Genomic DNA, 24,543 nt, shown 5'->3' with positions numbered 1-24,543 from the left:
TCCTGTTGGTCCCGGGGCGTCGTCTGTCGTTCGGAAACAGGAAGACGGGACGCCGGCACAGGTGTCATCGGGCGCGCCGGGTCTCCTCACCAAGGGGTGTAACGAGGCTGACTTGGCAATGATGCCGCGGCTCATGGTCGAGTGTCAGCGGCGAGGATATGGCAGCGAAAAGGGTGTTAACAGGTTCCGGCCGAATGCAACCTCCACCTCGAACAAGGTCTCGTCGCCGATCATGATCGGGATGGGTGCTTGGCGATCGATGCGAGTGAAATGGGGTTGAGCCAATTCCAGGCCGCGCGCGAAGGCACCGGGGCGGCCGATGAACAACACATCGCGGCCGAGCCAGGCGGCGGAATCGGCGAGGAAAGCGAACCCGCGGGGATCATTGCCGACCACGATAACAGTGGCGCGTGGCCCTAGCACTTCGGCGAGGCGAGAGGCATCAATCCATCGGAATGCAACGACCAGTTGACGGTCTTGTGGCGGGGTGGTGTGCGATGTCATCGGGAGCAAACCTTGCTCTGCAAGGCTGTCTGCGAGACCGCGCCACGTGATCGATTCCTGAAGGAAGCCGCCGACTCCCAGGCGGGCGATGAGGGTTGACGACGGCGGGGCGACGCGGATTAACAAAGCGACGATGATTACGAGCGCCAGCCCCGCTGCCGCCGTGGCAGCGAAGGCCCTGGCCAGACGAGTGAGTTTTTGACCGCGGGTCTCAAGCGCTGCGATGGCATGGCCGAGCACCGGCAACAGAAACAGCCAGCCCGGCATTTGCCAGTGAGGCAGGGCACTGCCACCCCAAAGCGGCACAGCGGTGAAGAGCACGATCGGAGGCAGGCCGACGGCTGCCAGGAATGCCGTTGGGCCGGTACGGCTATCCCTTGCCCGAAGACACCAGCCCAGAGCCGTGATAGACGCAATCAATGTCCATGGGCCCAGATAGGCCAATTGCCCGAGCACCGCGCGGGCGAAAGCGGCCCAATCTGGATCGCCGGATCCAACCCCGCGCGACGACTGGAAAAACAACGAGACCCAGTGATGTTGGGCGTTCCAAAGGAGGATCGGCGACACCGTGGCCCCGGCAATCGCGACTGCCAGCCAAGGCGCCGACGTCTTCAACTGGCTTCGATGGTGTGTCGTAAGAATGAAGGCGGCCGCGCCGAGGGCAAAAAACACGGCATGGTATTTCGAAAGCCCGGCGAGGCCGAGAGTCAGGCCGGCGGCATACCATAGTCGGCGTCGGCGCGCCGGCTCGCAATCAGAAAACAGGATCCTGTCGAGCAGCCGGGCCGTCAGGGCCAGAAACAGGAGCAGAGGACCGTCGGGCACCATCCAGGATCCGGCGGAAACGAGGAAGAACGGCGCCAGGCTCATTGCCAACAGCATCCACAGCCCGACCCTTGGTCCCCACCGGTGATGGGTTAGATTGAACATCACGATGCTGGTCGCAGTGAAGGCCAGTACGAAGGGCAGGCGCAGTATCAGAACCGGCACGTCGTCGCCGTAGAACGGCTTGGCCAGTTCCCGCATCGCCTTGACCCACCAGAAGGCCATTGGAGGGTGATCGAACCATGAAAGCTGCCATTGGGTGGCGACCGCCATGGCGTAAGCCTCGTCTACGCCAGGATCGAGCAGCGCCGCGAGACCCAGGCGGACAAGCGCACCAGCCACGATGATGCCTATGGCGGCTTTCAGTATGGCGGCGCGACCATCTAGCTGCTGCAGCATCGGAGGAGGCTTTTCTCGGCGGGGCGGCCGGATGGACGGCGCCGATCGCCGAAACCGTGACGTGCTCGGCATTCTGCGGTCATCGCACACGCCACGTGAATGCGGACGTAATCACGTAATTGAAGACAGCGCCCATACAGGCACCCGCAAGGCCTGCAAGCCACCAATTGGAGCCCTGGTCATGAAGCAGCCGCCCGATACCCACATTTGCAATGACGCCGATGCTGCAGACGACATAGAACGATGCGAGGCCGAAAATCAGCTGCCAGCCCTTGAGCCTGCGGTCCCGGTAGGTCAGGGCATTGTTGAGGAAGAAGTTGCCCGTCATGGCGACGTAGGCCGCCGTCATCTGCGCTAGCCAGAAGGTGAAGTCGAACGCCAGCGCCGCCTTCAGCGTCATCAGATGCACGATAACGCCGGCTCCGCCGATGAGTGAAAACAGCAGAAAGCGGAGCGACAGGATGTCACCCGTTGATTTGGCGAGCAGCAGGCCGAAATATTCAAGCGTCACAAGATTGTCGAGCTTGGACACACCGTGTTGCCGACGGCGGAAGTGAAATGGTATCTCGCTCGTGCGCAGCGGATCCGGCGTTGAAGCGAGGATATCCATCAGAATCTTGAAGCCTTGGGTCGAAAGACGCGGGGCGAGCGCCTCGAAGGCAGGGCGGCGAATGGCAAAGAACCCGCTCATGGGATCGCTGACGTCGATGTTCAGCAGTGTACGTGCAAATCGTGTTGCCAACCGACTGCCCGCAAGACGTGTGCTCGTGAGCCCGTCCGAAGCGCTGCCTGCGGCGCCCGGAACATCACAGAAACGGCTCGCTATGACGAGGTCTTCGCCAGACCGGATGCGATGAAGCATCTCTGGCAACAGCGACTCGTCATGCTGCAAATCACCGTCCATGATGACTATGATGGGCGCCGACGACGACAGCATCCCCTCGATCGAGGCACCCGCAAGGCCGCGCCTCCCGAGGCGACGAACACAGCGCACGCGCGCGTCGCGTGTTGCAATGCCTCTTACACGATCGGCCGTACCATCGGGGCTATCGTCATCGACGAATATAACCTCCCAGGAAAAACCGTGTAACGACCTGTTGAGGGCGTCGATCACAAGCGGCACGTTGTCGGCTTCGTTGAAGGTCGGGATTATGACCGAGAGCTCCGGCGGCTGGCAGACAGGCTGGGGTATTGCCTGGACCGGGAGCCCACAGGCACAAGATACCGCCATCATTCAGGCGCTTCTTTTCAAAAACACCGCGCGCGGCCGTGACCGCGTCGAAGCATGGTCACAGGACACGACCGGAGAAACAACGAACTTGCCGGCCATCAATCTCGAATTGCGCGATGGTCCGTCTTGCTGCGCGAGAAGACGGCATTCCTGCCAGCCTGTCAGTGTTCGGTTTGCCATAGTCATGCCTGCTCCAAGAGTACAGGCGAAGTTATAGGACCGCTCCTTCCGCTGGTGTGCTTGGTCTTGTTACGAAATATTACGAAACATGAAGACCCCGCGTCGCCTGGTCTCCCCGGTCGGGACCAAGATCGGCTGCACGGCGGATATGGCAACGAAATGGTTGGAGCAGGCGCAAATCGTCAGCGAGGGACAGGCCGTCGGTGAGACGATGCCGTTGCACATGAGGCCCATTGCCGGTGCCAACCTGAAGTAACGGTCCGCATATGAACCTATACAACTCGTGCAGGGCGATCGCTTCCGTTCGGGAAGGCGCTCGACGCTCCCACCGGAAGATCACGCGCCCGGGCTTGGCCGCACGTCTCTGCTCGTCATTTTTGGCCGCGATCCGATCACCGCGTCGATCCGTCACCCAGCACGGGCGAGATCATCGGTCGGCGTCTTCGATACGGTATCGCTTGCCGCGTCACCTTCGGCAGGAAAATCCATCTGTGCCGCAAGGCCATGCGGTGCTCTGTTCAACAGCTTGATTGTGCCGCCGTGTGCCCGAACGATGTCGTCGACGATTGAGAGCCCGAGACCGAACCCACTGCGATCGGACAATGTTCTCGCCGTATCGACCTTGAAAAACGGCTCCAGCACACGGGTCCGCAAATTGCCGGGAAGACCTGGACCGTCGTCAAAGACACTAATTTGCACAGTGCCATTTTCAAGCACAGAGAGTTCCACTGTGATTTCATGCGCAAATTTGGTGCCGTTCTCCACAAGGTTGGTGATCGCGCGCGCCAGCGAGCGTGGCTTGCAGCCATAGGCAAAGCGCTCCGGTCCCACATATCTCACATTGAAACCCACATCGGAAAAGTCCGAACATATGGTCGACAACAGGCTGGGAAGATCGGCGTTAACCGGCTTTTCAGCTGCCATTTCATTGCTGAGATATGTGAGCGTATCGTTGATCATGTCGCTGAGAGCGGAGATATCCTTCAACAGCGCTGCCTTCAGCTCCGGTTGCGTGGAACGCTCCGCGCGCAGACGCAGACGCGTCAGCGGTGTCCGAAGGTCGTGGCTAATCGCACGCAGCATACGCGTTCGTTCATCAATCATACTGCGCAGGCGACTGCGCATGTCATTGAGTGATCTCGCCAAGGTCCGAATTTCGGCTGCGCCACGTTCTTTGAAAGGCCTGTCCGGCCCGTCATCAGGCTTCAACGTCTCTGCGGCTTTGGCAAACTCGAGGAGCGGAGCAGAAATCACCCGTGCCGCATACAGCGACAATAGAGCCACCGGCAGGACGAGAACCATCATCTGCAACACGACACTAACTTGCTGGTCGCTAATCCAAGCATCGGGAGGAGGTGGCGCGGGAAGAAACGCCAGCGCTCGGTCGGAATCCATCGCAACGACTAGCACATCGTGAAGTTCGCCAGTGGGGGTTTGCGTGCGGAAAGCCGTCGTGAACCTGGATGGAAGATTCTCCTGCACAAGGTGGCGGACATCCTCGACGAGCATACCTGTCTCGCCCTTTGAAAGCTCGGCCGCCGGGACTTCTTCGACACGAAGCCCCGTGCTGGATGTGGCCTCAAGAATGGCTGCCTTCTGTTGCGCAGAGGTGGACGCGCGAACCTGGTCAACGACGGTCTCGATCTTCAATGCTGTCGCTCTGGCATAGGAAACGCTTTCCAGATCGTCGCGCAGCAGTAAATCGGAGATCACTGCCAGGATGAGGAGGCCACCAATGGGGCCAATGGCCAGCGCCGCAATCTGTCGGCGGAGAGATCCTACCCGGAAGCGAGAAGACATCAACACACCTCGACTTTCGGGGTGAACATGTAGCCACCCAGCCGGACCGTCTTGATGACGGTCGGCTCGCGAACATTGGGTTCAATCTTCTGTCGGACGCGACTGATGTGAACGTCGATACTGCGTTCGACCGGCCCCGCAAGCCCGGCATGGGTCATGCGTAGAAGCTGATCGCGCGTCATCACACGACCCGGATTCTGGCAGAATGCGAGAAGAATATCGAACTCGGCTGTCGTCATGGACACGTGGACGCCGTCTGGATTGACAAGTTGGCGCACTATTGGATCTATCTGCCAGCCGGCGAACCGCATCGCCGCAGGCTGCTGAGGCTGGTCCGCACCATAAGATGCGCGCCGGAGAAGCCCTTTTATGCGCGCCATGAATTCCCGCGGATGAAAGGGCTTGGTCACATAGTCGTCAGCTCCAAGCTCGATGCCGACGATGCGGTTGATTTCATCCCCGAGTGCCGTGAGCATGATAATTGGAACGGTGGAAGATGCCCGCAGTCGACGGCAGATACTGAACCCATCCTCTCCCGGCAACATGGCATCGAGCACGATCAGATCGAATGCTTGCTTCCTCAGCGTCGCGTCCATACTGGCGGCTGAGCCAACTGCAACAGCCTCAAGACCGTTTTCGGTGAGCATTTCGATCACCATCGCTGCAATTTCCTCGTCATCCTCGACAAGGAGAACGCGAGGTACGGTCTCTGGCGCGACGAGATGTTGAGCGATCATGAGTTGGCTCTGCATATAAGCTCGATGGGATTCAGAATGTATCTTCATTGTCGCAAAAGCACGCGGAAAGTCACTGGGTGAGATATTTCGATATGTTAAGCGGGAACTGAACCGCAGCGACAGGGCATCACCGCAGCAGGCTGCTTGCACTGAATGCAGAGGGCGTCAGGCCAGCACGACGCAAAGGGCGACTGCACCGACGTTGCCCAATCCATCAGATACCTCTTCGGCATTCCGGGCTCTCAGCGTCGTCTTCCCACCCGGGCCAGAAGCTGCGCGACCTGTTGCCGGCGAGCGCATTTCCGCAGTCACAGTCGCCGAAAGGTCGACGTGAGCTGAAGCCGACGACTAAGACAACGTATTTTAACATCACAAAACCCAAGTTAATGACGCTGTCTCCGATAGTGTGCCCGCGAGAAGCACGGCCCGTCCGGTTTTCATGATGTACGCCCAAAAGCTCGCTATGGACCCCAGGAGCGAATTTGAATGTCAATAACCAAGTCTATTTCAGGCCATCGGCGGCATGTTGCCATAGCTACCGGGTTCGCAGTGGTGGTTTGCCCTCTGCTTGAGGCACGCGCCGCCGACCTTTATGAGAATGGAGAGGCCGCCATTCAAACGCCGGCGGCCTTCGATCAAGGCCGCTTCGGCGGCATCAGCCAAAAACTCTCCGACTGGGGCGTCATGGTCGGTGCCGGCGCCATGTACGCCCCGAAATTCGAGGGATCGGACGAGTTCGAGGTCATTCCTGTTCCCATGGTCTCCGCAACGTTCGGTCGGGTCACAGTGGATCCTGATGGTCTGACGATCAATGTTCTGGAGTCCAATGGTTTCGAATTTACGCTGAACGGCGGCTACGAGTTCGGCGGAGGTCGTAAAGAGAGCGATTCCCGCCACCTGAGAGGTCTTGGCAACATCGACGCCGGAGGCATCGTGGGAGGACAGGTCTCGTATGAGATGGGACCGATGGAATTCTATGCCAAGGTTGACAAGACGCTTGGCGGCAGCGATGGCCTGCTCGGCCAGGTCGGCGCAAACGTCTCGCATCACCTCGATCGCTTTATCCTCTCCGCTGGCGCTTCAGCAACATTTGCGGACGGCAAGCATATGGAAAGCTACTTTGGCGTGAACGCCGCCCAGTCTGCGCGGTCCGGCTTGCAGCGATATGATGCAGGTGCAGGTCTCAAGCGCTTCGATGTTGAAGCGTCGGTAACCTACATGGCAACGGAGAACTGGTTTGTTCTGGGTCAAGCCGGCGTCGGCTTCCTTACGGGAGATGCAAAGGACAGTCCGATCGTTCAAGACCACGTTCAGCCTTCCGCGATGATGCTTGTCGGTTACAAGTTCTAGCTTGCGAACAAGAGCGGGGAACGGGCGCTCCACAGTTGAGTTTCCGGCGGATGCCGGAATTCATGCCGTGGTGCGACCGGGTTCCCCCTCTCCGACAGCAGAGTGACCGGCCGTCCAAGAAGCGATCAACCGCAACACGCCTGATCGCAAAGGCTGGGAAATGGAATGCCGGAATATTCCGCTCAAAAGGCAAGCTGCTTTTTGCGCAGCGACGACGTCACTTGCCTTCATATGCGTGAGGCGCACAACTCCCTCTGGATCCCAGAAATTGAACATTTTCAATCGGGAACCAGTCGTCCGTCCTCGATCGTGACGATCCTGTCGGCGAGATCGATGATGCGGGTGTCATGCGTGACCATCACCGTCGACATGCCACGAGCATCCCCAAGCGCCTTGAGCATCTGTACCACCCGAAGTCCCGCATCCCTGTCCAGGGCGGCGGTTGGTTCGTCGGCGAAAACGACCTCCGGGTTCGATACAAGCGCACGGGCGATAGCCACGCGCTGCTTCTGTCCACCGGACAGTTTCTCCGGCAGGTAGTCGATACGCTGGCCCAGACCCAATAATTCGAGAATATGGAGTGTGGCCGCATCCTGCCTTGCAATGTCGCCGCGCAAGCCATGGACCTGCAGCCCCATCAGCGTGTTCTGTCGCGCGGTCAGGCTCTCGTGCAGGTTATGCGCCTGGAAGATGAAACCGAGCCGGCGGCGCAGCATCTGCTGGCTTGTCTGGCTTGCTCCCCGCAATTCCTGCCCCAGCAGACGAACCGACCCCTCCTGCACCTTTCGCAAGGAACCCATAAGCGTGAGCAAAGTCGTCTTCCCGGAGCCGGAGGGCCCACGCAGAACCGTGAGCGTGCCGCGTTCAAATGATAGCGACACGTTGAAGATTGCCTGGAACTTGGTCCCGCCGGAACCAAACCAATGATTGACGTTCTGAAGCTCTATTGCTGGTCCACCGCTGTTCGTCATCAGAATAGATCCGCTGGTTCTGCCCGCCTGAGGCGAAGGGTTGCAAGAGCGCCGGACAGCCCGCAGGCGACGAACGTACCCAAAAAAACTGTCAGGGCACGATCAACCGTCATGCCTATCGGCAAGCCGGTTGCCGCGGACATCATCCCATAGATTGCACTTCCGAGAACAACGCCCGGAACGAAGCCAAGGAAAGCGATGATAAAGGCCTCCTCGAAAACGATGCCGAGGAGAAAGCGGTGTGGATATCCCATCGCCTTGAACGTGGCGTATTCCTTCAGATGGGCGGCGACATCGGTTGATAGGACCTGGTAGACAATGACCAGACCGACAACAATGCCGATGAAGACGCCCATTCCGAATATGATGCCTATCGACATTTCGTCGTTCATGTAGTTCACGTCATCTGCCATGGCTTGCGCGGTCGTACGAACCTGTACGCGTTCCGAAACCAGGCGTTCGGTCAGTCGACCGGCGACGGTGGCCGGGTCCTGGTTTGGTTTCACCCGGATGAGGACGTGGCTGGGGGTGCCGGCAGTTCGCTCGGGAAATAGCTGCTGGAATGTCTGGTCCGAGACAACCATCGCGCCGGCGGTGTCGAACCCGCTTCCGAGCCTGAATCCACCTACTGCAGAAACAGCATGACCACTGATCTCGAACATCAGAGGCAGGTCAGGCGATAGCTGCTCGACAGCGGCTGCGCCCAGATCCTGATCGATGTCAGGGATCGCTGTATCGAGGAGCACGCGGTTGGGTAAAGCCAGTATTGCCAGTTGATCGCCGAGTGTCCCGCCGGCAAAGGTCACCGCTTCGGGAAGCAGTCCATAAACGATCAGGGTCGTGGACGATCCGAGCCGCTTCCACTCTATGGTTTCAATGTAAAGCGGCGCCACTTCCGCCACGGCGGGATCGGCAAGAGCACTATACATGAGGCGGCGCGAGATCATTTCGCCGTTGAGGAACTCGGGTCGCTGCGGCGAAATGATGATGTCCGCGTTGAGCGGCGTAAAGGTAAGCTGGGCGACGCCAGTCAATGACGCAAGCACCCCGAGCTGCACGAAGACCAGCAGATTGGCGAAAGCTATGCCCGCCACAGCCGCGATCAGCCGCATGCGGTTGTGGATCAGTTGCAGCCAGCCGACCGGTAGGCGCCGAAGCAGCAGATGCAACAATCGCGTCATTGCACCTGTGTCCTTATCCGACCGATCACTTCGAGGTTGGTGTAGGCCCGGGCGGCGGCCGAGGATTTGGCATCGAGGGTGACGACCACCTTGACGACGCGTGCATCCACGTTGGCGGCAGGCTCGGTAGACACGACAGACTGGCGGCCCACGATCTGCCCGATCCTGGTGACCCTGCCTGTCAGGGGCGCTGACAGCGCTTGGCCCGTCACGCTCACGATCTGCCCCAGGTCAACCTTTTTCACCTCGGTCTGATAGACCTCCAGTTCAGCCGTCATTCGTTCTACATCGCCAATGGTCATCACGCCGCTGGCCGATGGTTTTTCACCGACACGGGCGTGAATTTCGAGCACAGCTCCCGCTCGCGGCGCGACGACCCGTCCGGAGGCAAGGTCTTCGTTGGCACGAGCCAAATTGTCGCGCGCCAAATCAAGGTTGCGTGCCGCCAGCAAGATGTCTGACTGATCGCCCGTCTCGGCTCCGCTGTACCGGTCGACAAGTGCCGCCGTCCGGTCGAGCTCTGCCCGCGCCTTGGCAGCGTTGGCATGCGCCTGTTCGATCAGAACCTGGGTGGTCAAGTTGCCTGCAGCAAGCCTGGTCTGGCGCGTGACCTCCTGGTTCGCAAGCGTCAGCGCTGCTTGGGTCGCGGCGTGATTGGCCCGCGCCTCGGCGAGGTTGGCGAGCATCGATGATCGTACCTGCTCCAGGGAGGCGAGCTGGGCTTTCACGTTGGCTTCAGCCGAGGCCTTAGCGGCGAGAAGCGCCGGAATGTTGTCCAGTTCAGCAACGATTTGGCCGGCGGCCACCTGGTCACCTTCGGTAACCAGCAGCCGAGCGATGCGCGCGTCACCCGCGCCATTGGGAAGAGCCACAGCCAGAATGCCGCCATCCGGGACGAGCCGGCCGAGTGCAACGACATCGAGCGCCCTCTCGTCGACTGCCGGTTGCTCCTCTCCCTGCTCCAAGGACCCAGCATCGGGAGAACCGCCAGAATTAACTTCTGCAGTCTGAAGGACACGAACGGCCAGTGGCTGAAAATAGATGCCGGCAATCATGCCAAGGCCGAGCAATGATCCGGCAAGCAACAGCCTTCTCCACCATGATCCGTTTCCACGCGGGTTGCCGGACGGTGCCGAGGTCTGGGCCTTTCCCGGATCTTCGAGCGGCAATGCGACGCGATCCTTGGCTAATTCGAGCATGAGATCATCGTGTCCTTCCCTCCGGGTTCAGTCGATCTGGGCTGTGATTGATGCGGTCTGTCGGTTCACGACGGCGGCATCCCGACCTGGGAGGCTGCGGATTTCGCCAGGGCGGGTCACCTGCAGATCGCTCGGCAGGTCTGTATCTGCTGCTGTGCCGTCTGGGCGCCCAGTGGGTGTGGCGACAAAGGTCGGTCGGTCTTTCCATAGGCTACCGTTTGCCATCTGTGCGTACCCGAGATGGTAGATCGCTCGCATGTAGTTGGTGTTGAAAGGGTCGGTTATGTCATAGGCGACAGGCACCTCGATGGAGGCCATATGGAAACGAATGCCGTTTTTTCGGGCATAGGCGTAGGTGGCCAGGAGCGCGCTGCGTGTCTGCGATTTGATGAGCAGTGAGCTTGCCTTTGCCATGACAACGAAGGTGTTGTTGGTGGTCAGGGCAAATTCCGGCATCAGGGTGTTGTTGACGAGAATGTACATGTTGAACATAGGGGCTTTGGGCCATTCATCCTCTTGCGCGTTAGCGATCCAACCCTCCGGGATCGTCAGGATTTGGGTAGCGGATCCGCCGTCGGAGTGCATTTCCTCAAAAACCCGCCCACCGGCTTTGGCCTTGATGAGCACGGCTGGATACAGCCCGGGGATGCTGGCCGATGCGATGATGATATCCTGGAAGAGCTTCAGCGCATCGGGCCGGCCGCTGTCGGCGATGGCGCCCATGTTCCAGATTACCGCCCTTTGGGAATCCAGGTTGGAGGTCAGAACGAGCAAGCGTCGTCCCTTGCGATGCTCTGCAGCGATCCTCTCCAGTGTGTCGCGCGTCAGATACCGTTCGACCATCGTTCGAAGGGGCTCCTGGCTCAGGAGACTCGGGCCCAGCAGTGCCTTTGGCAAAAACTTCATGTCGACCAGATCCTGAGCAACGCCGCTTGTGTAAAGATCAATTAGCGTCTCATCATATGCCGAACCCAGGAAGGCATAGGGCGCAATCAGCGCACCGGTGCTGACGCCGCTCACGATGTCGAATTCCGGCCGCTGCCCCTTGTCCGACCAGGCCTTCAGAGCACCGACACTGAACGCTCCTCGTGCCCCCCCACCGGATAGGACGAGGTAGTTGATTTCCTTGTGTCTGAGGGTCGGAAGCCAGGTCCGCGACTTGGGTAACCGCCCACTCAAGTCCGCATAAATGCGAATATCGTCAAACCCATCGACACCGGCCGCCGATGCCGCTTTGGTGTCGTAGGGAATACGGGCCGGCGCGGTGCAGCCGGACAGAAAACAGAGCAACAGGACAGCTACAAGCCGGGGCACATCCCGCCTCGCCCGAGGCGTCTGGTGATGCATCAAAGTGCCCGCCAATTAGCAACAGCCTCTCTGCGAGCACCGCATGTATTTCGGATGCAGATACCCCCAATGTCGCAGGCGCATTATCAGTGTCGTGCCGTTCAAAGCCGAATTCCCTGGAGATTTGGATCTGGCGACACTAAGGCCGATTTTGGCGTTGATTTGGGTTTTCTCTCGTTAAGAATTGTTGCGCCGGATGGATGCGAGCGGAGGGAAGACGTTCTCGGCGCCAACGATAATCGATGCGCAGCAAGCTCTTGCACCCAATGCACTTGCGAGAAGGGCGCCGCTGCAATCGACGGCACGCGGGTGATCGAAGGCATCTCCTCGATGCCGTCCCCTCGGTTTCGTAGAAGCCGCACAGGGCTGCCAAAGCTTCAATCAGCGTGGGTTTCCCGGTACCGTTCTCATCAACTATGATCGTGACGGATGCGAGGGCGAGCGCCTTGGTTCAATATTATTAAGTGGAGCCTGAGACGATGGAAAACGAAGCTAATGACAAGTTCGGCGTTGCGTCCGGAGCTCAAAAGAAGGCGATCTACGCCACGCTTCAAGCCCTGGTTGCCCACGCCATGACCAGTGATCCGACCTTCAGTGATCGTTTGGTTGCGTCTGTCGAAGATTATCTGGCGCCACTGTCAGATGCAGAACAGGATCAGGATTTCGCTGCCCGGGTGAGAGCCAACATAAATCATCTCGTCGGCTCCCCCGGCTCCTAGAGGGTTCGAGTTGCGTTGAGGGAGACCGCTTCGACAAGCAGATCCCGCCAGAGCAGGCGTTTCGCTCCTGGCTCTGGCCCATGCGCGTGCAGTAGAGCGAAGAAGGCCCGACGTGCGGCACGAGGTGGAGCTTTCTGCTTTTCCACCAGCGACACGCTGACCGTTTCTTTGGGCTACCGCCGTGCTGCACGCCCGACTGCGGTCAGCGCTTTCTGTGCTTTGGCAAACAGGCTCTGGACTAGGGTCGGAAACCCTTCGGCAAGCGCTCAGGGCGCGCTCATTCGGTCCGAGATTGGACTTGCATAAAAGGCTGAAAGATCGTGGAGAGCACGTTGTGGCAGGCTGCCCCACCTTCGCTGAACCTGCAGATCAGTCGCCTTCCAGCACCTATGGGCAGCTTTAACGCCTGAAGCATTTGCGGCGCGACGGAAGCAATCGTGTTCACCGCGGCCCGTTGACAATGCTCTGCTTGGTAGGCTTAGCAACATGGCATTTTCCGGTGAAGGTAACTCTCCGATGCGACTTTCCGTTTTCACTGTATCACTTTTGTTTCTCGCCATTCACCTTGCCATTGCCGCGTTGGTACCCCTCTTCGATGATGAAGCCTACTATGCACTGTGGGCCCGCGATCTGGCGTTTGGTTATTACGATCATCCGCCCATGATCGCCTACATGATCCGCATGGGGACCAACCTCTTCGGTGAAACCGCGCTCGGCATCCGCCTGTTTTCAGTCATTGGTTTTGTCGTCTCGGGATACCTTGTGGGCGATATCGCGCGGCGCATGTCCGGTGGCGTTGTGGGGCTGCCAGTGCTGGCCACAACGCTCTATAATTCTAACGTCCTCGTCTTCGCTCTTGGCAGCTTTGCCACTCCCGACGCGCCCTCCACCTTGTTCTGGGTGGCAGCACTTTGGGCGGCGATCCGTGCGGTCAACACGCCCCCGGACAATCGCTTGGCGATGCTGTGGTGGCTCTGCACAGGTCTGTTCATCGGGCTCGGCGGCTTGTCGAAGTTTACCAATGCCTTTCTGGCCGTCGGATTGCTGGCTTACCTGATTGCCACACCAAAAGGCCGCGCGTACCTGCTCACGAGTCTGCCCTACATGACCGTGATCGCGGCGGTCCTGCCGCTTCTTCCCTATATTTTCTGGAATTTGCAAAACGATTGGCTCGGCCTGGAGCGCCAGGGTGCGCGCCTCGATGCATCCGGCTTCTCGCTGCGATATCTCGGGGAATATGCCGCGCTCCTGCTCCTCGCGCCGACACCACTGGTGACCTGGTTCGCCTTCCGAGCGCTCAAGGCCCCGCCCAAAGATTGCACGCTGTTGATCTGGAGCTCCGTTCCGCTCCTGCTCTATTTCGCCTATCACGCAACACATTCGCAAGTTCAAGCCAACTGGATCGTGCCGCTGCAGGCGCTCTTCGCCATTCCTGCGGCCTTTGGCCTCGCTCAAGCACAGTCGCGGCGGCTTTTGAGCAAGGCTACACCTGCCATCGCCTTGTTGATCAGTGTCGGTTCGGTCGCAATCATGCTCAACCCGGTCACGCCCATCGGCACGACTAACAATCCACCCAACCAAACGCGGGGATGGTCAGCGACTGAAGATGCCATCGCTGAAGTGCTGGAGGAGACGGGCGCAAGTTGGATCGCCACGACCGACTATGCTCGAACCGGATCCCTCGCGCTTCGTTTTCCGCATGTGCCCGTATGGTCCGTCACTGAACTGCAGCGCTACGGCTTCCGCGGCGCCTTCCCCAACGAATTGTGCAAGGCCCCCGGACTCTTGATCGAGCGGACAAGACGGTCGGAAACGACCTCTGAGACAGCCCCTGGGTTCTTTGAAACGGTCCAGGCAACACGTACGGCCATGCGAACGCAAGATGGGGTTGCGCTGATGCTGTTTCAGCTAACCCCCGTATCCGGGGTTGCGGTGGCCGAATTGTGCCCGAACTGATGCACAGTCATAAAGGGAACCGAGAGCGGTGGCGATGAAGCGCTCGGCAACTTCCCCAGTCAACTTCAACATCATCTGCGGTCTGACTTTGTCCCGCGACGCGGAGCGCCCGGTCTGGAAAGCTGCGTCGACGGGCAAGAGCAATAGCGGAGGGCGTATCCGAAGCTAGACCCGGATCGCCAGTCGTAGCCCGCCCCAGTGGCGGCCGTTGACCGTGATCGGAGCGGAGATATCCTTCATCAGCACGAACTGGCCGCCGCCCATGTCGCGGCGGTAGGTCTGCAGCAGGAAGGGCTGCGTGTTGCGGCCTGCGGCAAGGCCAACGCGGTCGTTGAAGATGCGGCGGTTGCGGCAGTTGGCGGTGTTCCAGTCGATATCGCCCGGCCGCTGCGGCTGCGAGAACTTGCGGTTATGGGTGGGAAGATAGCCGTTTTCATCGATGGCGGCACAGAAGGCGATGCGCTCGTCACTGGCGGCAGCCTGTTCCTGGATCTGCGGCAGGACTGCATCGGTGAATTCGGTGAACTGCGTCATGTACTGCACCGGTTCGGTGCCGTTGATCGGCCGGTACTGACGGTCGAACAGGGCCGCCGGCTGAATGCGACCGGAACTGACGGCTGCTTCGAAGATTGCCGAAACTTCTGCGGCAATGCCCATGGCGGAGCGAATGTAGGGTGTATCGGGCGTTTCCGTGCCGGCACTGGCGGTTGCCTGGATGATGCGTTCGGAGATGGCGACGACTTCACCCACGCGGATCGAAGTGTCCTGGAGCTTGTCGTTGGACTTGAGGATGGCGCCGGCAGCGGTGGCGATCGCGCTGGCAAACTCGCTGCACTGTCGATCGACGACTTCCGTGGTGGAGGCGAGCGACGAGGCGCCATCGAGAATCTGCGCCATGACCTCCTCGACACCTTTGAATGAGCCCTGGACGCAGCTCGCTGTGGTCTTCACCCCCTCGGCCGACACGCGAGCGCCCTCGCCGGCTGCGATCAGGCTGTCGATGCGGCTGCCGAGCTGGATGAGGGTCGATTGAATGGAGCTGGTGGTCTGGGAGGTCTGCAGCGACAGGGCGCGAACCTCGGCGGCCACGACGGCGAACCCTTTGCCGGCCTCGCCAGCGCGAGCGGCCTCGATGGCGGCATTGAGAGCGAGAAGGTTGGTCTGGCGGGCGATGGTTCCGATCGCCTCCGCGAGCCGGCTGACATCTGCGAGTGCGGAGGAAAACGACTTGATCTCCTCGCCGATTTCCTGCGAGGCGGTGACCATGTGGTCTATGGCGGCAACGGAGCCGTTCAGCTGCTGCGCCTGCTCGCCCAGCACCTGCCTGGCACTGGCCGCAAGCTTGTCCGTCTCGCCGAGCGAACGGGCAATCTCGCCGTTGGCCTCCGCAATGGCTTCCGCGGACTGGGTGAGGCGGGACAGAAGCGCTGCGTGTTCGGAAGACTGGCTTGCCGTGTCCTGGATGGTGCCAGCGATATCGACGAGATGCAGCCCCAGATCGGACGCCTCGAGGGCGAGCTTTCCGACGGCCGCTTGAAGCACCTGCGGATCCGCCGCCGAAACCTCCGGCAGCATGTCATCTTGCAGAATGTGAGCAGCAGCGACCACGGAATACCTCCCAGTATCGGGAGATGATGTGGCAACAGCGTTAATAGTCCGTATAGATGCTCAAATCGTGAGCGCCATCGACGGCAGCTTACATCGCGATCTTGTCGAAGGCCTTCGGGTCGATGCCAAGCACGTCGAGGTCACGTTTGGCCGGCTGGCGATGGTTTTCCACGGCGTTCGATGCATTGACGGCGGCACCGAAGGCAGCGAAGGCGCGGCCGATGAAGCTGCCGGACATGCGATTGTGGCGGGTAGACATGATGTGCTCCTTTGTTGTGCACAATGTGGGGCCGTGAGGTTCGTGGCACAATGTCCATGTGAGCACGGGAGCCATGCCCCATGAGCATGCCCTGATATGATCCAGATCAACACTTGCAGAAGCGGCAGGGTGGTTGATATCCGTTCCTCCGAACGGGAGGACAGTGACGATGCAAGCGACGATCTACGGCATCAAGGCCTGCGACACGATGAAGAAGGCGCGGGCCTGGCTCGACGAACACGAAGTCGCCTATCACTTCCACGACTACAAGACCGAGGGCATCGACCGAGCGCGCCTGGAGCAATGGGTGGACGCCGCCGGCTGGGAGACCGTCCTCAATCGCGCCGGCACCACCTTCCGCAAGCTCGACGAGACTGCCAGGGCCGATCTCGACCGCGACCGGGCCATCGCGCTGATGCTGGAACAGCCCTCGATGATCAAGCGCCCGGTGCTGGAGAACAGCGGCCGGATCATCGTCGGGTTCAAGCCGGAGATCTACGCCTCCCACTTTTCCTGACGGTGCCACGGCGATCACCGCCTTCTTGCCCAACTTCAAACATGAGCTGAAGCGTATTATGTCTCCTCCACCTTCAGCAGACAGGACAGCCAACCGATGAACATCCAGACCCAGAGCAGAAGCGCCATCGACCCGATCAAGCTCGAGAAGCTGGCGGAGGTGGCCGTGAAGGTCGGCCTGCAGCTGCAGCACGGTCAGGATCTGGTCATCACCGCGCCGATCGCGGCCCTGCCGCTGGTCCGGCTGGTCACCAAACATGCCTATATGGCCGGTGCCGGCCTGGTGACGACCTTCTATGCGGACGAGGTCACGACGCTTGCCCGTTACGCCCATGCGCCGGACGACAGTTTCGACAAGGCATCAGGCTGGCTCTTCGAAGGCATGGCGCAGGCCTTTGCCGGCGGCGCGGCGCGACTGGCGATTGCCGGCGACAACCCCTTGCTGCTGGCCGATCAGGATCCGGCCAAGGTGGCGCGGGCCAACAAGGCAAATTCCATGGCCTACAAGCCGGCGCTGGAAAAGATCTCCAACTTCGACATCAACTGGAACATCATCTCCTATCCGAACCCCTCCTGGGCCAAGGTGGTCTTCCCGGATCTGCCGGAAGAGGAAGCGGTGTTCAAGCTGGCGGAGGCGATCTTCGCCGCCTCGCGCGTCGATCTTGCCGATCCGGTCGCCGCCTGGGCGGCTCACAACACGACGCTGCGCAGCCGCTCCGACTGGCTGAACGGCGAGCGCTTCGAGGCACTCCATTTCACCGGCCCCGGCACGGACCTGAGGGTTGGGCTCGCTGACGGGCACGAATGGCACGGCGGCGCCTCGACCGCCAAGAACGGGATCACCTGCAACCCGAACATTCCGACCGAGGAAGTGTTCACGACGCCGCATGCGCTGAAGGTGGAAGGCCATGTCTCCTCCACCAAGCCGCTGTCGCACCAGGGCACGCTGATCGACGAGATCCAGGTCCGGTTCGAAGGCGGCCGCATCGTCGAGGCGAAGGCTTCGAAGGGCGAAGCCGTGCTCAACAAGGTGCTCGACACCGACGAAGGCGCGCGGCGCCTCGGCGAAGTGGCGCTGGTGCCGCATTCCTCGCCGATCTCGAAGAGCGGCGTGCTCTTCTACAACACGCTCTTCGATGAAAACGCCTCGTGCCACATCGCGCTCGGCCAGTGCTATTCGAAGTGCTTCCTCGACGGCGCCTCGCTCAGCCAGGAGCAGATCACCGCCCAGGGCGGCAACTCCAGCCTGATCCACATCGACTGGATGATCGGTTCCGACCAAGTCGATATCGACGGCATCAAGCCGGACGGTTCGAAAGTGCCGGTGATGCGCAAGGGGGAGTGGGCGTAGGGTTGACTGAGCGTAGTTTTTAAACTACGCTCAGATGTGCTCGTCCTCAAGCAGACTGAAACATTCCGCAAGTGGCGCATGCGTCTCAAAGACGAGCGTGCAAGGGCGCTTATTGCTTCACGCCTGGACCGTCTTGCCTTTGGGCATCCCGGCGATGTCGCGCCGGTAGGCAATGGCATCAGTGAACTGCGCCTCCACTATGGGCCGGGCTACCGGATCTACTTCCAACAGCGCGGTGAGATTCTCATCGTCTTGCTGTGCGGCGGAGATAAAGGCAGCCAAGGAAAAGATATCAAGCTTGCGAAAAAGCTTTCGCAAGAATGGAGCGAATGATGACCGAGAAAATCGCAACCTATGATCCGGCTGAAGACCTGAACTCCGATGAAGCGATTGCCGTTTTCATGGCCGAAGCCTTCGAAACGGATGATCCGGGCTACATCGCCCATGCGCTGGGCGTCGTTGCACGTGCCAAGGGCATGACGCAAATTGCCAAGGACACCGGGCTCTCCCGCGAGCAGCTGTATCGCTCCTTCAGCGAGAACGGCAATCCGACCCTGAAGACGACCATGGCCGTGATGAAGTCCCTGGGTGTCGGACTGACCGCGAAGGTTCACTCCTGACCCGGATGATCATTCAAGACTAGAACAGGCTGCCCTGCTTGGGTGGAGCGGCGGGCGGTACCGGCTTTGGTGCCGCCCGTTTGCGTGATGGCGCCTCGTCCGGGGCATGGGCCATGGGTGGCGGCTCGTCGCCCGACACGGCGGCAATGCGACCATCGGCAAACTGGATTGACAGCGCCTGCCCCGTGGCGATGCCGGCGGCGCGCGTCAGCGGCCGGTCGTCTGCATCGCGAATGACCGCATAGCCGCGCTTCAGAACGTTCATGTAAGACAGCGATTGCAGCACGCGGTCCTGTGCCAGGATCGCTGCACGGCTGCGCCCCATGGCATGGGTGACGGCCGTGTCCGCATGGCGCATCAGCGACGACACCTTCTGGCGCTCGCGCTGCAACTGGCCGTTCAGTCGTGCGGGGAGCGCCGAGAGCGATGTTGCCGCCCGGGCGACGCGGTTGTGCTCCTTCAGCATGTGCCGTTCCAGGCAGCGTTCCTTGCGCAGCACCTGCTCGCCGACGAAGCGGCGGCGCTCAGTGACGCGGTTGGTCAGGAGATCGAGGCGAAGGCCGGCGGTTGCCTGTTCCAGACTGCGGCGCTTGACGACGGTCGTGCGTTCCAGACCACGGCCAAGGCCGGTTGCCGCCTCGTCGAAGCGGCGACGCGGCAGGGCGAGCAATTGGTCGAGCGAGGGCAGCGCCCGCACCAGGGCGCGCACCGACTGGCGATGGTATTCCATCTGTCGGCTGGCGCAGCCCTTAAGCCGTGCGCCAAGGCTTGCCAGCTGCGCCTCGAGATCGGCCTTGACCGGCACCGCCATCTCGGCAGCACCGGTCGGGGTCGGCGCACGTATGTCGGCGGCATGGTCGATCAGCGTCCAGTCCGTCTCGTGGCCGACCGCCGAGATCAGCGGAATGGCGCTTTCCGCCGCCGCGCGCACGACGATCTCGTCGTTGAAGCTCCAGAGATCCTCCAGGCTGCCGCCGCCGCGTGCCACGATCAGCAGATCCGGCCTGGGCATCGGGCCGTCGGCTGAGAGCCCGTTGAAGCCGCGGATCGCCGCCGCCACCTCCTCGCCCGATCCCTCGCCCTGGACCTTGACCGGCCAGACGACGACATGAACGGGGAAGCGATCGGTGATCCGGTGCAGGATGTCGCGGATGACTGCGCCGGTCGGCGAGGTCACGACGCCGATGACCCGCGGCATGTAGGGCAGCGGCCGCTTGCGCGCCTGATCGAACAGGCCCTCTTCCGCCAGCCGCCGGCGCCGCTCCTCCAGAAGCGCCATCAGCGCACCGGCTCCAGCCGGCTCCAGCGTCTCGATGACGATCTGGTATTTGGAGGATCCCGGGAAGGTGGTGATCTTGCCCGTCGCGATGACTTCCATGCCCTCTTCGGGTCGGAACTTCATGCGCGGGAAGCTGCCCTTCCAGATTACCGCATCAATGCGCGCGCGGTCGTCCTTGAGGCTGAAATAGGCATGGCCGGAGGAGTGCTGGCCGCGATAGCCGGAAATTTCTCCGCGCACCCGCACCTGGTCGAAGGCCGTTTCGACCGTCCGCTTGATCGAGCCGGACAGTTCCGAAACGGTCACCTCAAGAAGATTGGTCAGCGAATCCCTGGCGGCAAAACTGTTCATGCCTCCTTCTACAGGAAGGCGAACGGGATTTCACCTCCCTTGGCCCGGCCAAAAGGGGGAAGAACTTCAACCAAAAAATGCTGGCCGGCGTCTCGAATTGACGGTGGAATCGTTCGCTCTCCCGGGAGCGAGGGCAGTCAAGCCTCTGTTCCTCCTGCCGTTCTCGTCTTCAGCCGGCCATGATCAGAAGGATCGAATGATGGCCATTGTCGAAAAACTTCGCCGGCTTTCATCCCCACCCTGCAGCGGACCGCGACAATTCTCCTCATAACCTTGTGGAGATGCCGCCATGCCCGATCGTTTTGCCAATGTCCAAGCCTCGCTGTCCGGCCCCGCTGCGTCCGGCTTCGCCGTCACCCCGAACGACACCACCGACCTGCCGGAGCCTACCCGGGCGCTCTATGTCGGCAGCGGCGGCGATCTCACCGTGCGGATGCTGACGGGGGAGACGCTGACCTTTGCCGCCGTCTCGGCCGGAAGCCTGCTGCCGCTGCGGGTGACAAGGGTTTTCGCCACCGGCACCAGCGCCGCCAATCTCGTGGGTCTCGTCTGATGCTCGGCCTCTCTCTCGGCCTCTCCTCCGCCGCCTTGAGGCGCTCCGACTGGCATCGCCAGATGGGCTATGCCGCGCTCCCTCACGAGGGCGGCCCGCCCATCGGCGCCGCCTTCATCGCCGACTTTCGGCGTCGACGCTTTGCGCAAACATCGGCAGGAATGGCGTCCATCGCCACAGCAACACCCGAGACCCTTGCGCAGTTGCAACCATTTGGCTTTGCCGACCTCTTCGCCTTCACCCGTGCCAGCGGGGCAACCTATATGGATGCTTCCGGCAAGATCGTTTTGACGGCGGCGGACGAACCACGCTTCGACTGGAGCGGCGGGACGGGAGCGCTGCTCCTGGAGCGGCCGGCGACCAACCTGCTGCTCCACTCGCAGACGCTTGCGGCTTCCACCTGGATCAAGGCCTCCTCCAGCCTCCCCGGCCAGACCGTCTCCAGCGGCAGTCTGGTGCTGGAGACGGTGCGGCGGACGGGCGATGTTTTCGGCGGCCTGCAGCAGTTGGTCACGCTCGTGGACGGCACGCGCTACGCGGTCTCCACGTTCCTGAAGCAGGGAGACGGCGGCCTGTCCTGGTTCGGGCTCTACAACAGCACGGACGCCGTGTGGCAGAGCGCCGTCCAGATCAACTGGCCGGCTCCTGAAATACCTCTGACGCTCGCCCATGTCTCGGTGCCAGCCAATGGCCAGCGCAACCTGCCATCCGATATCCGGGTGCAATCGCTGGGTAATGGCATCTGCCGCCTGTCCTTCAGCTTCGTGGCCACGGCGGCGACCGGCGATACCGTCTCGATCAATGCTCAGGCCAACCGCACCGCCGACCAGACCGGCAACTACTTCGGCGGCATGCAGGTCGAGGCCTCTCCCTTTGTCACCTCCTACATTCCCACGGCGGAGGTGGTTGCGACCCGGGCAGCAGACCTCTGCAGGCTGGCACCGACGGGAGAGGCTCTTCTACAGCGGCCCCGGGCCAGTCTCCTGCTCCAGATGCGGGAGGTGGGTGGAGGCAATGGCCGTCTTCTTGGAGGGCCCTCAAGCCGGGTCCTTGGTTTTGACAGCCAGGCGACAAGTCTTATCGCGGGCAGTAATGCGCCGTTGACGATCGCAACTGGCCTGACACAGCCGTTGGTCGCCAGCGGTTGCACCATCGCCTTCGATCCAGCGGCCAAGGCCGGCTGCTATGACGGCGGCGATGTCATGACGCTCGCGGCTACCATGGATGCCGACCGGAGCGCGACCTATCTCGGACGAGACGGCACTGGCAACTTTGCCGACGGTCGGTACGAGTCACTTGTTGTCTGGCCATTCAGGATGTCGGAAGACGCACTGCAGGCCAAGGCCGTTCCCTATGCGGGCTGACAGCGCCACCCGCCGTTTCGCCAAGGCAATGGCAGCATTCGCCGGACCTGTAGCCCCGTCGTCCGGGTGAAAGGAAATCTTAGCAAAGCCGCCCTTACAATCGCCATATCTATCATGCGAGGGCGTAAAGGTGTTGTTTCTGACTGCCGTACTGCTGGGGACATGCGCGGGGCTTCTCCGCTCGGCATTCTCCATTGCACTGGTGGCGGTGCTCATCGTCATCGCCTTCGTCGCCGCAGGTGCGCTGTCGGGGGGTGTCTGGCCGTTCGGCAGGCTCGGTATCGCTCTCGTCGGCTACAATTTCGGACTGATCAACCTGATCGCCGGCCTCTTCGTAGCGCAGCGGCTGCGCCTGATCTAGCTCTTTTCAGCGTCAACCGTCCGACAGCACCTGGAAGATCCGAAAGCCGTCTTCGGAGCCGCCCAGCGGCTGAAGGAAGTTCGGCACCTCGTTGCGCGACAGGGCGGCATAGAGGCCGTCGCTCTTCATGTCGATCAACATCTTCGTCTGCGGATCGGTCTTGCAGAAGGCCAGGAGCGTCACTCCCGCGCCGGCGAGGAAGGCGCGGGCCTCCCGAGGCGGCGCCAGGCCGATGTGCAGTTCCGTCAGCATGCCGCCCTGATTGCGGTGATAGGGGGCAGACAGCACCCGATGCGGCGTGAACCGAAGGATTTCGGCACCGCTGTTGGAGGGTGCAGCGACAACGCCCGTCGGCATCTGGGCGAGCAGCGCCAGATCCGCCTCGCTCGAGCATTCGCCCTTTTCCTGTGAACCGGTATCCTGCGTCACCGTCTGCAGGCCGATCGGCTCCTCGAGACCCGTGGCAATCAACGCTCCACCGAGAGCCCAAACGGCCGGAACGGTCGCCAGGACCGTCGCCACATAGGCAACGGCCAGATTGGCATTTCCGGGCTCTTTCTGCGACCGGTGGCGAAGGTCGGTGATCAGCAGCGCCAGCGGCAGGATGGCGAGGAGGTTGGCGAAGGCAAAGCCGCGCACCTGGACGAGCGAGATCCCCCAGTTCACGGCAATCAGCAGAAGCAGGACGAGGTGCGCCTCCCGCTGCTCATCGCCAATGGCGCGGAAGATACAGACGGCGAGCGCCATGAGCCCTACCGCATAGAAGCCGCCGACGGCATGCGGCTCCCGCAGCAGGATCTGCCAGAGGGGCTGCGCCTCGGAGACCGCGCCCAGCCACAGCCGGACCAGCATCGGGTCAAGGCCCGCCAGCGGGCTGGCGAGGCATTGAGGAGCAATCACGCCTGCCGCACCGAGCAGCATTGCGGCAATCACTGCGCCCACCACCATTCGCATCTGCAGCGTGGCCGTGCAGGGCAGCCATGTCGCCAGGGAGAGCAGCAGGCCTCCGGTGGCGGAGAGAGCATAGAAGCCGAGGGACAGGCTGTCACAGGTGACAACGCCGTAGGACTGTGGCGGCACCGTCAGGACGAAGGCGGCGGAAATCACCAGCGTCAGCGACAGGCCGAAGGCGCGGACCGGCCGGTCCAAAGCCTGCCCATGCCAGATCCACTGCAGCGCGACGACCGCGCAGGCGGCCGCGACGAAGGGCACAGTCTCGGCACCGATCGCAACCGCCAGCGCACAGGCAGCACCGGCCGCCGCATAGCTCGACCGGCGGCGTTGAGGATCGACGAGCATTGCCGCCACCCAGATCGCCAGCACCAGCTGCAGATTGTGATGATCGATGGCGCCAGGGTGGAAGCGGATGCTGGTGAAGACAAACAGGCAGCCGAGGCCCATCCCGATGTGCATGGCCCCGGGACCGCCCAGGCGTCGCGCCGCCAGGCCCAGAGGATAGAGGAGCAGCGGGATCAGCAGCAGCGGCCACAGCGTCAGCGCCACGGCCTCCGCCTGGACCTGCGGCAGGAACAGACCGCCAAAGCGGATCATCAGCGCGATCGGCAGGTCGACGAGCCGCGACCAGTGCATCGGCGTTCCGCCTTCGAGCCCGAGACGGTACTGCATCAGGTCGAACCAGCCCTGGCCGGCAAGCAAATCGCGCACCTCGACAAGCCGCATGACGTCGTCGTTGTCGCCGCCGACATAATCGGTGGCGGAAGGGATGAACATCGCCAGCAGGACCGATGACGTCACCAGGGCATAGAGGATCGCCAGCAGCCAGAGCCGGTTCGAAAGCGACCGACGCTCCGGCCGGCTCTCCTGGAGGCTTGCCCCTGTGGCATTTGTCATCATGATATTGCTTTTGTTTTCCGGGTCCCGG

Annotated in this window: 23 protein-coding genes; 11 read left to right on the top strand and 12 right to left on the bottom strand. The window is 61.4% G+C overall.

Features of this window, described 5'->3' with window-relative positions; translation table 11 throughout:
- Positions 1 to 144 precede the first annotated feature (144 nt).
- The gene (locus tag M1E10_RS09730) at positions 145 to 1,728 is read right to left on the bottom strand and encodes a glycosyltransferase family protein (RefSeq protein WP_499176153.1); all 1,584 of its coding nucleotides are present in this window, start codon (positions 1,726 to 1,728) and stop codon (positions 145 to 147) included.
- A 79-nt stretch (positions 1,729 to 1,807) separates the two neighbouring features.
- On the bottom strand, positions 1,808 to 2,962 hold the full coding sequence (locus tag M1E10_RS09725; RefSeq protein WP_499176152.1) for a glycosyltransferase family 2 protein: 1,155 nt from the start codon (positions 2,960 to 2,962) through the stop codon (positions 1,808 to 1,810).
- 265 nt (positions 2,963 to 3,227) lie between these two features.
- Here M1E10_RS09725 and M1E10_RS09720 point away from each other — a divergent pair, with 265 nt between their 5' ends.
- On the top strand, positions 3,228 to 3,395 hold the full coding sequence (locus M1E10_RS09720) for a hypothetical protein (protein ID WP_499176151.1): 168 nt from the start codon (positions 3,228 to 3,230) through the stop codon (positions 3,393 to 3,395).
- A gap of 152 nt (positions 3,396 to 3,547) precedes the next feature.
- Here the strand turns inward: M1E10_RS09720 and M1E10_RS09715 are convergent, their stop codons facing one another.
- Positions 3,548 to 4,939: a sensor histidine kinase family protein gene (locus M1E10_RS09715; protein ID WP_499176150.1), complete on the bottom strand. Its 1,392-nt coding sequence runs from the start codon at positions 4,937 to 4,939 to the stop codon at positions 3,548 to 3,550.
- On the bottom strand, positions 4,939 to 5,676 hold the full coding sequence (locus M1E10_RS09710; RefSeq protein WP_499176149.1) for a response regulator transcription factor family protein: 738 nt from the start codon (positions 5,674 to 5,676) through the stop codon (positions 4,939 to 4,941). Before M1E10_RS09710 ends, M1E10_RS09715 begins: the two co-directional genes overlap by 1 nt.
- A gap of 486 nt (positions 5,677 to 6,162) precedes the next feature.
- On the opposite strand from M1E10_RS09710, the gene M1E10_RS09705 reads away from it, so the two are divergent.
- Positions 6,163 to 7,026: a MipA/OmpV family protein gene (locus tag M1E10_RS09705; protein ID WP_499176148.1), complete on the top strand. Its 864-nt coding sequence runs from the start codon at positions 6,163 to 6,165 to the stop codon at positions 7,024 to 7,026.
- Positions 7,027 to 7,304: 278 nt separating this feature from the next.
- Here M1E10_RS09705 and M1E10_RS09700 read toward each other — a convergent pair whose 3' ends face one another.
- The 4 genes from M1E10_RS09700 to M1E10_RS09685 all read right to left on the bottom strand — a co-directional run bounded on the left by M1E10_RS09700 (position 7,305) and on the right by M1E10_RS09685 (position 11,724).
- Positions 7,305 to 7,997: an ATP-binding cassette domain-containing protein gene (locus M1E10_RS09700; protein WP_499176147.1), complete on the bottom strand. Its 693-nt coding sequence runs from the start codon at positions 7,995 to 7,997 to the stop codon at positions 7,305 to 7,307.
- Positions 7,997 to 9,178 (bottom strand): ABC transporter permease family protein, encoded by a 1,182-nt coding sequence (gene devC, locus M1E10_RS09695; protein WP_499176146.1) that lies wholly within the window; start codon positions 9,176 to 9,178, stop codon positions 7,997 to 7,999. Before devC ends, M1E10_RS09700 begins: the two co-directional genes overlap by 1 nt.
- Positions 9,175 to 10,233, bottom strand: coding sequence for an HlyD family efflux transporter periplasmic adaptor subunit (locus tag M1E10_RS09690; protein WP_499176145.1), 1,059 nt, complete (start codon positions 10,231 to 10,233; stop codon positions 9,175 to 9,177). Before M1E10_RS09690 ends, devC begins: the two co-directional genes overlap by 4 nt.
- Positions 10,234 to 10,404: 171 nt before the next feature.
- A complete protein-coding gene (locus M1E10_RS09685; protein WP_499176144.1) occupies positions 10,405 to 11,724 on the bottom strand; it encodes a patatin-like phospholipase family protein in 1,320 nt (439 codons plus the stop codon).
- Between the two features lie 479 nt (positions 11,725 to 12,203).
- On the opposite strand from M1E10_RS09685, the gene M1E10_RS09680 reads away from it, so the two are divergent.
- Together M1E10_RS09680 and M1E10_RS09675 are read left to right on the top strand one after the other, a co-directional pair.
- Positions 12,204 to 12,443 carry a hypothetical protein gene (locus tag M1E10_RS09680; RefSeq protein WP_499176143.1) on the top strand — a complete coding sequence of 80 codons (240 nt, stop codon included), beginning with the start codon at positions 12,204 to 12,206 and terminating at the stop codon, positions 12,441 to 12,443.
- A gap of 486 nt (positions 12,444 to 12,929) precedes the next feature.
- Positions 12,930 to 14,399: an ArnT family glycosyltransferase gene (locus tag M1E10_RS09675; RefSeq protein ID WP_499176142.1), complete on the top strand. Its 1,470-nt coding sequence runs from the start codon at positions 12,930 to 12,932 to the stop codon at positions 14,397 to 14,399.
- Between the two features lie 165 nt (positions 14,400 to 14,564).
- Here M1E10_RS09675 and M1E10_RS09670 read toward each other — a convergent pair whose 3' ends face one another.
- Positions 14,565 to 15,974, bottom strand: coding sequence for a methyl-accepting chemotaxis protein (locus M1E10_RS09670; protein WP_499177136.1), 1,410 nt, complete (start codon positions 15,972 to 15,974; stop codon positions 14,565 to 14,567).
- A 121-nt stretch (positions 15,975 to 16,095) separates the two neighbouring features.
- Positions 16,096 to 16,266, bottom strand: coding sequence for a hypothetical protein (locus tag M1E10_RS09665; protein WP_499176141.1), 171 nt, complete (start codon positions 16,264 to 16,266; stop codon positions 16,096 to 16,098).
- Between the two features lie 169 nt (positions 16,267 to 16,435).
- Here M1E10_RS09665 and M1E10_RS09660 point away from each other — a divergent pair, with 169 nt between their 5' ends.
- From M1E10_RS09660 to M1E10_RS09645, 4 genes are all read left to right on the top strand, one after another.
- Positions 16,436 to 16,783 (top strand): arsenate reductase, encoded by a 348-nt coding sequence (locus M1E10_RS09660; protein WP_499176140.1) that lies wholly within the window; start codon positions 16,436 to 16,438, stop codon positions 16,781 to 16,783.
- A 96-nt stretch (positions 16,784 to 16,879) separates the two neighbouring features.
- Entirely contained in the window at positions 16,880 to 18,133 is a 1,254-nt protein-coding gene (locus M1E10_RS09655) for an aminopeptidase (protein WP_499176139.1), read from the top strand.
- 36 nt (positions 18,134 to 18,169) lie between these two features.
- Complete coding sequence (locus M1E10_RS09650; RefSeq protein WP_499176138.1) at positions 18,170 to 18,466, top strand: type II toxin-antitoxin system RelE/ParE family toxin; 297 nt, start codon at positions 18,170 to 18,172, stop codon at positions 18,464 to 18,466.
- Positions 18,466 to 18,753 (top strand): DNA-binding protein, encoded by a 288-nt coding sequence (locus M1E10_RS09645; RefSeq protein ID WP_499176137.1) that lies wholly within the window; start codon positions 18,466 to 18,468, stop codon positions 18,751 to 18,753. Before M1E10_RS09650 ends, M1E10_RS09645 begins: the two co-directional genes overlap by 1 nt.
- Positions 18,754 to 18,772: 19 nt before the next feature.
- On the opposite strand, the gene xseA is transcribed toward M1E10_RS09645, so the two are convergent.
- Positions 18,773 to 20,383, bottom strand: coding sequence for an exodeoxyribonuclease VII large subunit (xseA, locus tag M1E10_RS09640; RefSeq protein WP_499176136.1), 1,611 nt, complete (start codon positions 20,381 to 20,383; stop codon positions 18,773 to 18,775).
- 289 nt (positions 20,384 to 20,672) lie between these two features.
- Here xseA and M1E10_RS09635 point away from each other — a divergent pair, with 289 nt between their 5' ends.
- The 3 genes from M1E10_RS09635 to M1E10_RS09625 all read left to right on the top strand — a co-directional run bounded on the left by M1E10_RS09635 (position 20,673) and on the right by M1E10_RS09625 (position 22,661).
- Positions 20,673 to 20,936 carry a spike base protein, RCAP_Rcc01079 family gene (locus tag M1E10_RS09635; RefSeq protein ID WP_499176135.1) on the top strand — a complete coding sequence of 88 codons (264 nt, stop codon included), beginning with the start codon at positions 20,673 to 20,675 and terminating at the stop codon, positions 20,934 to 20,936.
- Complete coding sequence (locus M1E10_RS09630; RefSeq protein ID WP_499176134.1) at positions 20,936 to 22,300, top strand: phage head spike fiber domain-containing protein; 1,365 nt, start codon at positions 20,936 to 20,938, stop codon at positions 22,298 to 22,300. Before M1E10_RS09635 ends, M1E10_RS09630 begins: the two co-directional genes overlap by 1 nt.
- A gap of 130 nt (positions 22,301 to 22,430) precedes the next feature.
- Entirely contained in the window at positions 22,431 to 22,661 is a 231-nt protein-coding gene (locus tag M1E10_RS09625) for a hypothetical protein (protein ID WP_499176133.1), read from the top strand.
- 12 nt (positions 22,662 to 22,673) lie between these two features.
- Here M1E10_RS09625 and M1E10_RS09620 read toward each other — a convergent pair whose 3' ends face one another.
- Positions 22,674 to 24,512, bottom strand: a complete 1,839-nt coding sequence (locus M1E10_RS09620; protein WP_499176132.1) for a hypothetical protein — start codon at positions 24,510 to 24,512, stop codon at positions 22,674 to 22,676.
- Positions 24,513 to 24,543 lie beyond the last annotated feature (31 nt).

Source organism: Rhizobium sp. PK7-22 (assembly GCF_056530405.1).
The sequence above is the reverse complement of the archived record's forward strand: the minus strand, read 5'-3'. Positions and strand labels throughout refer to the sequence as shown.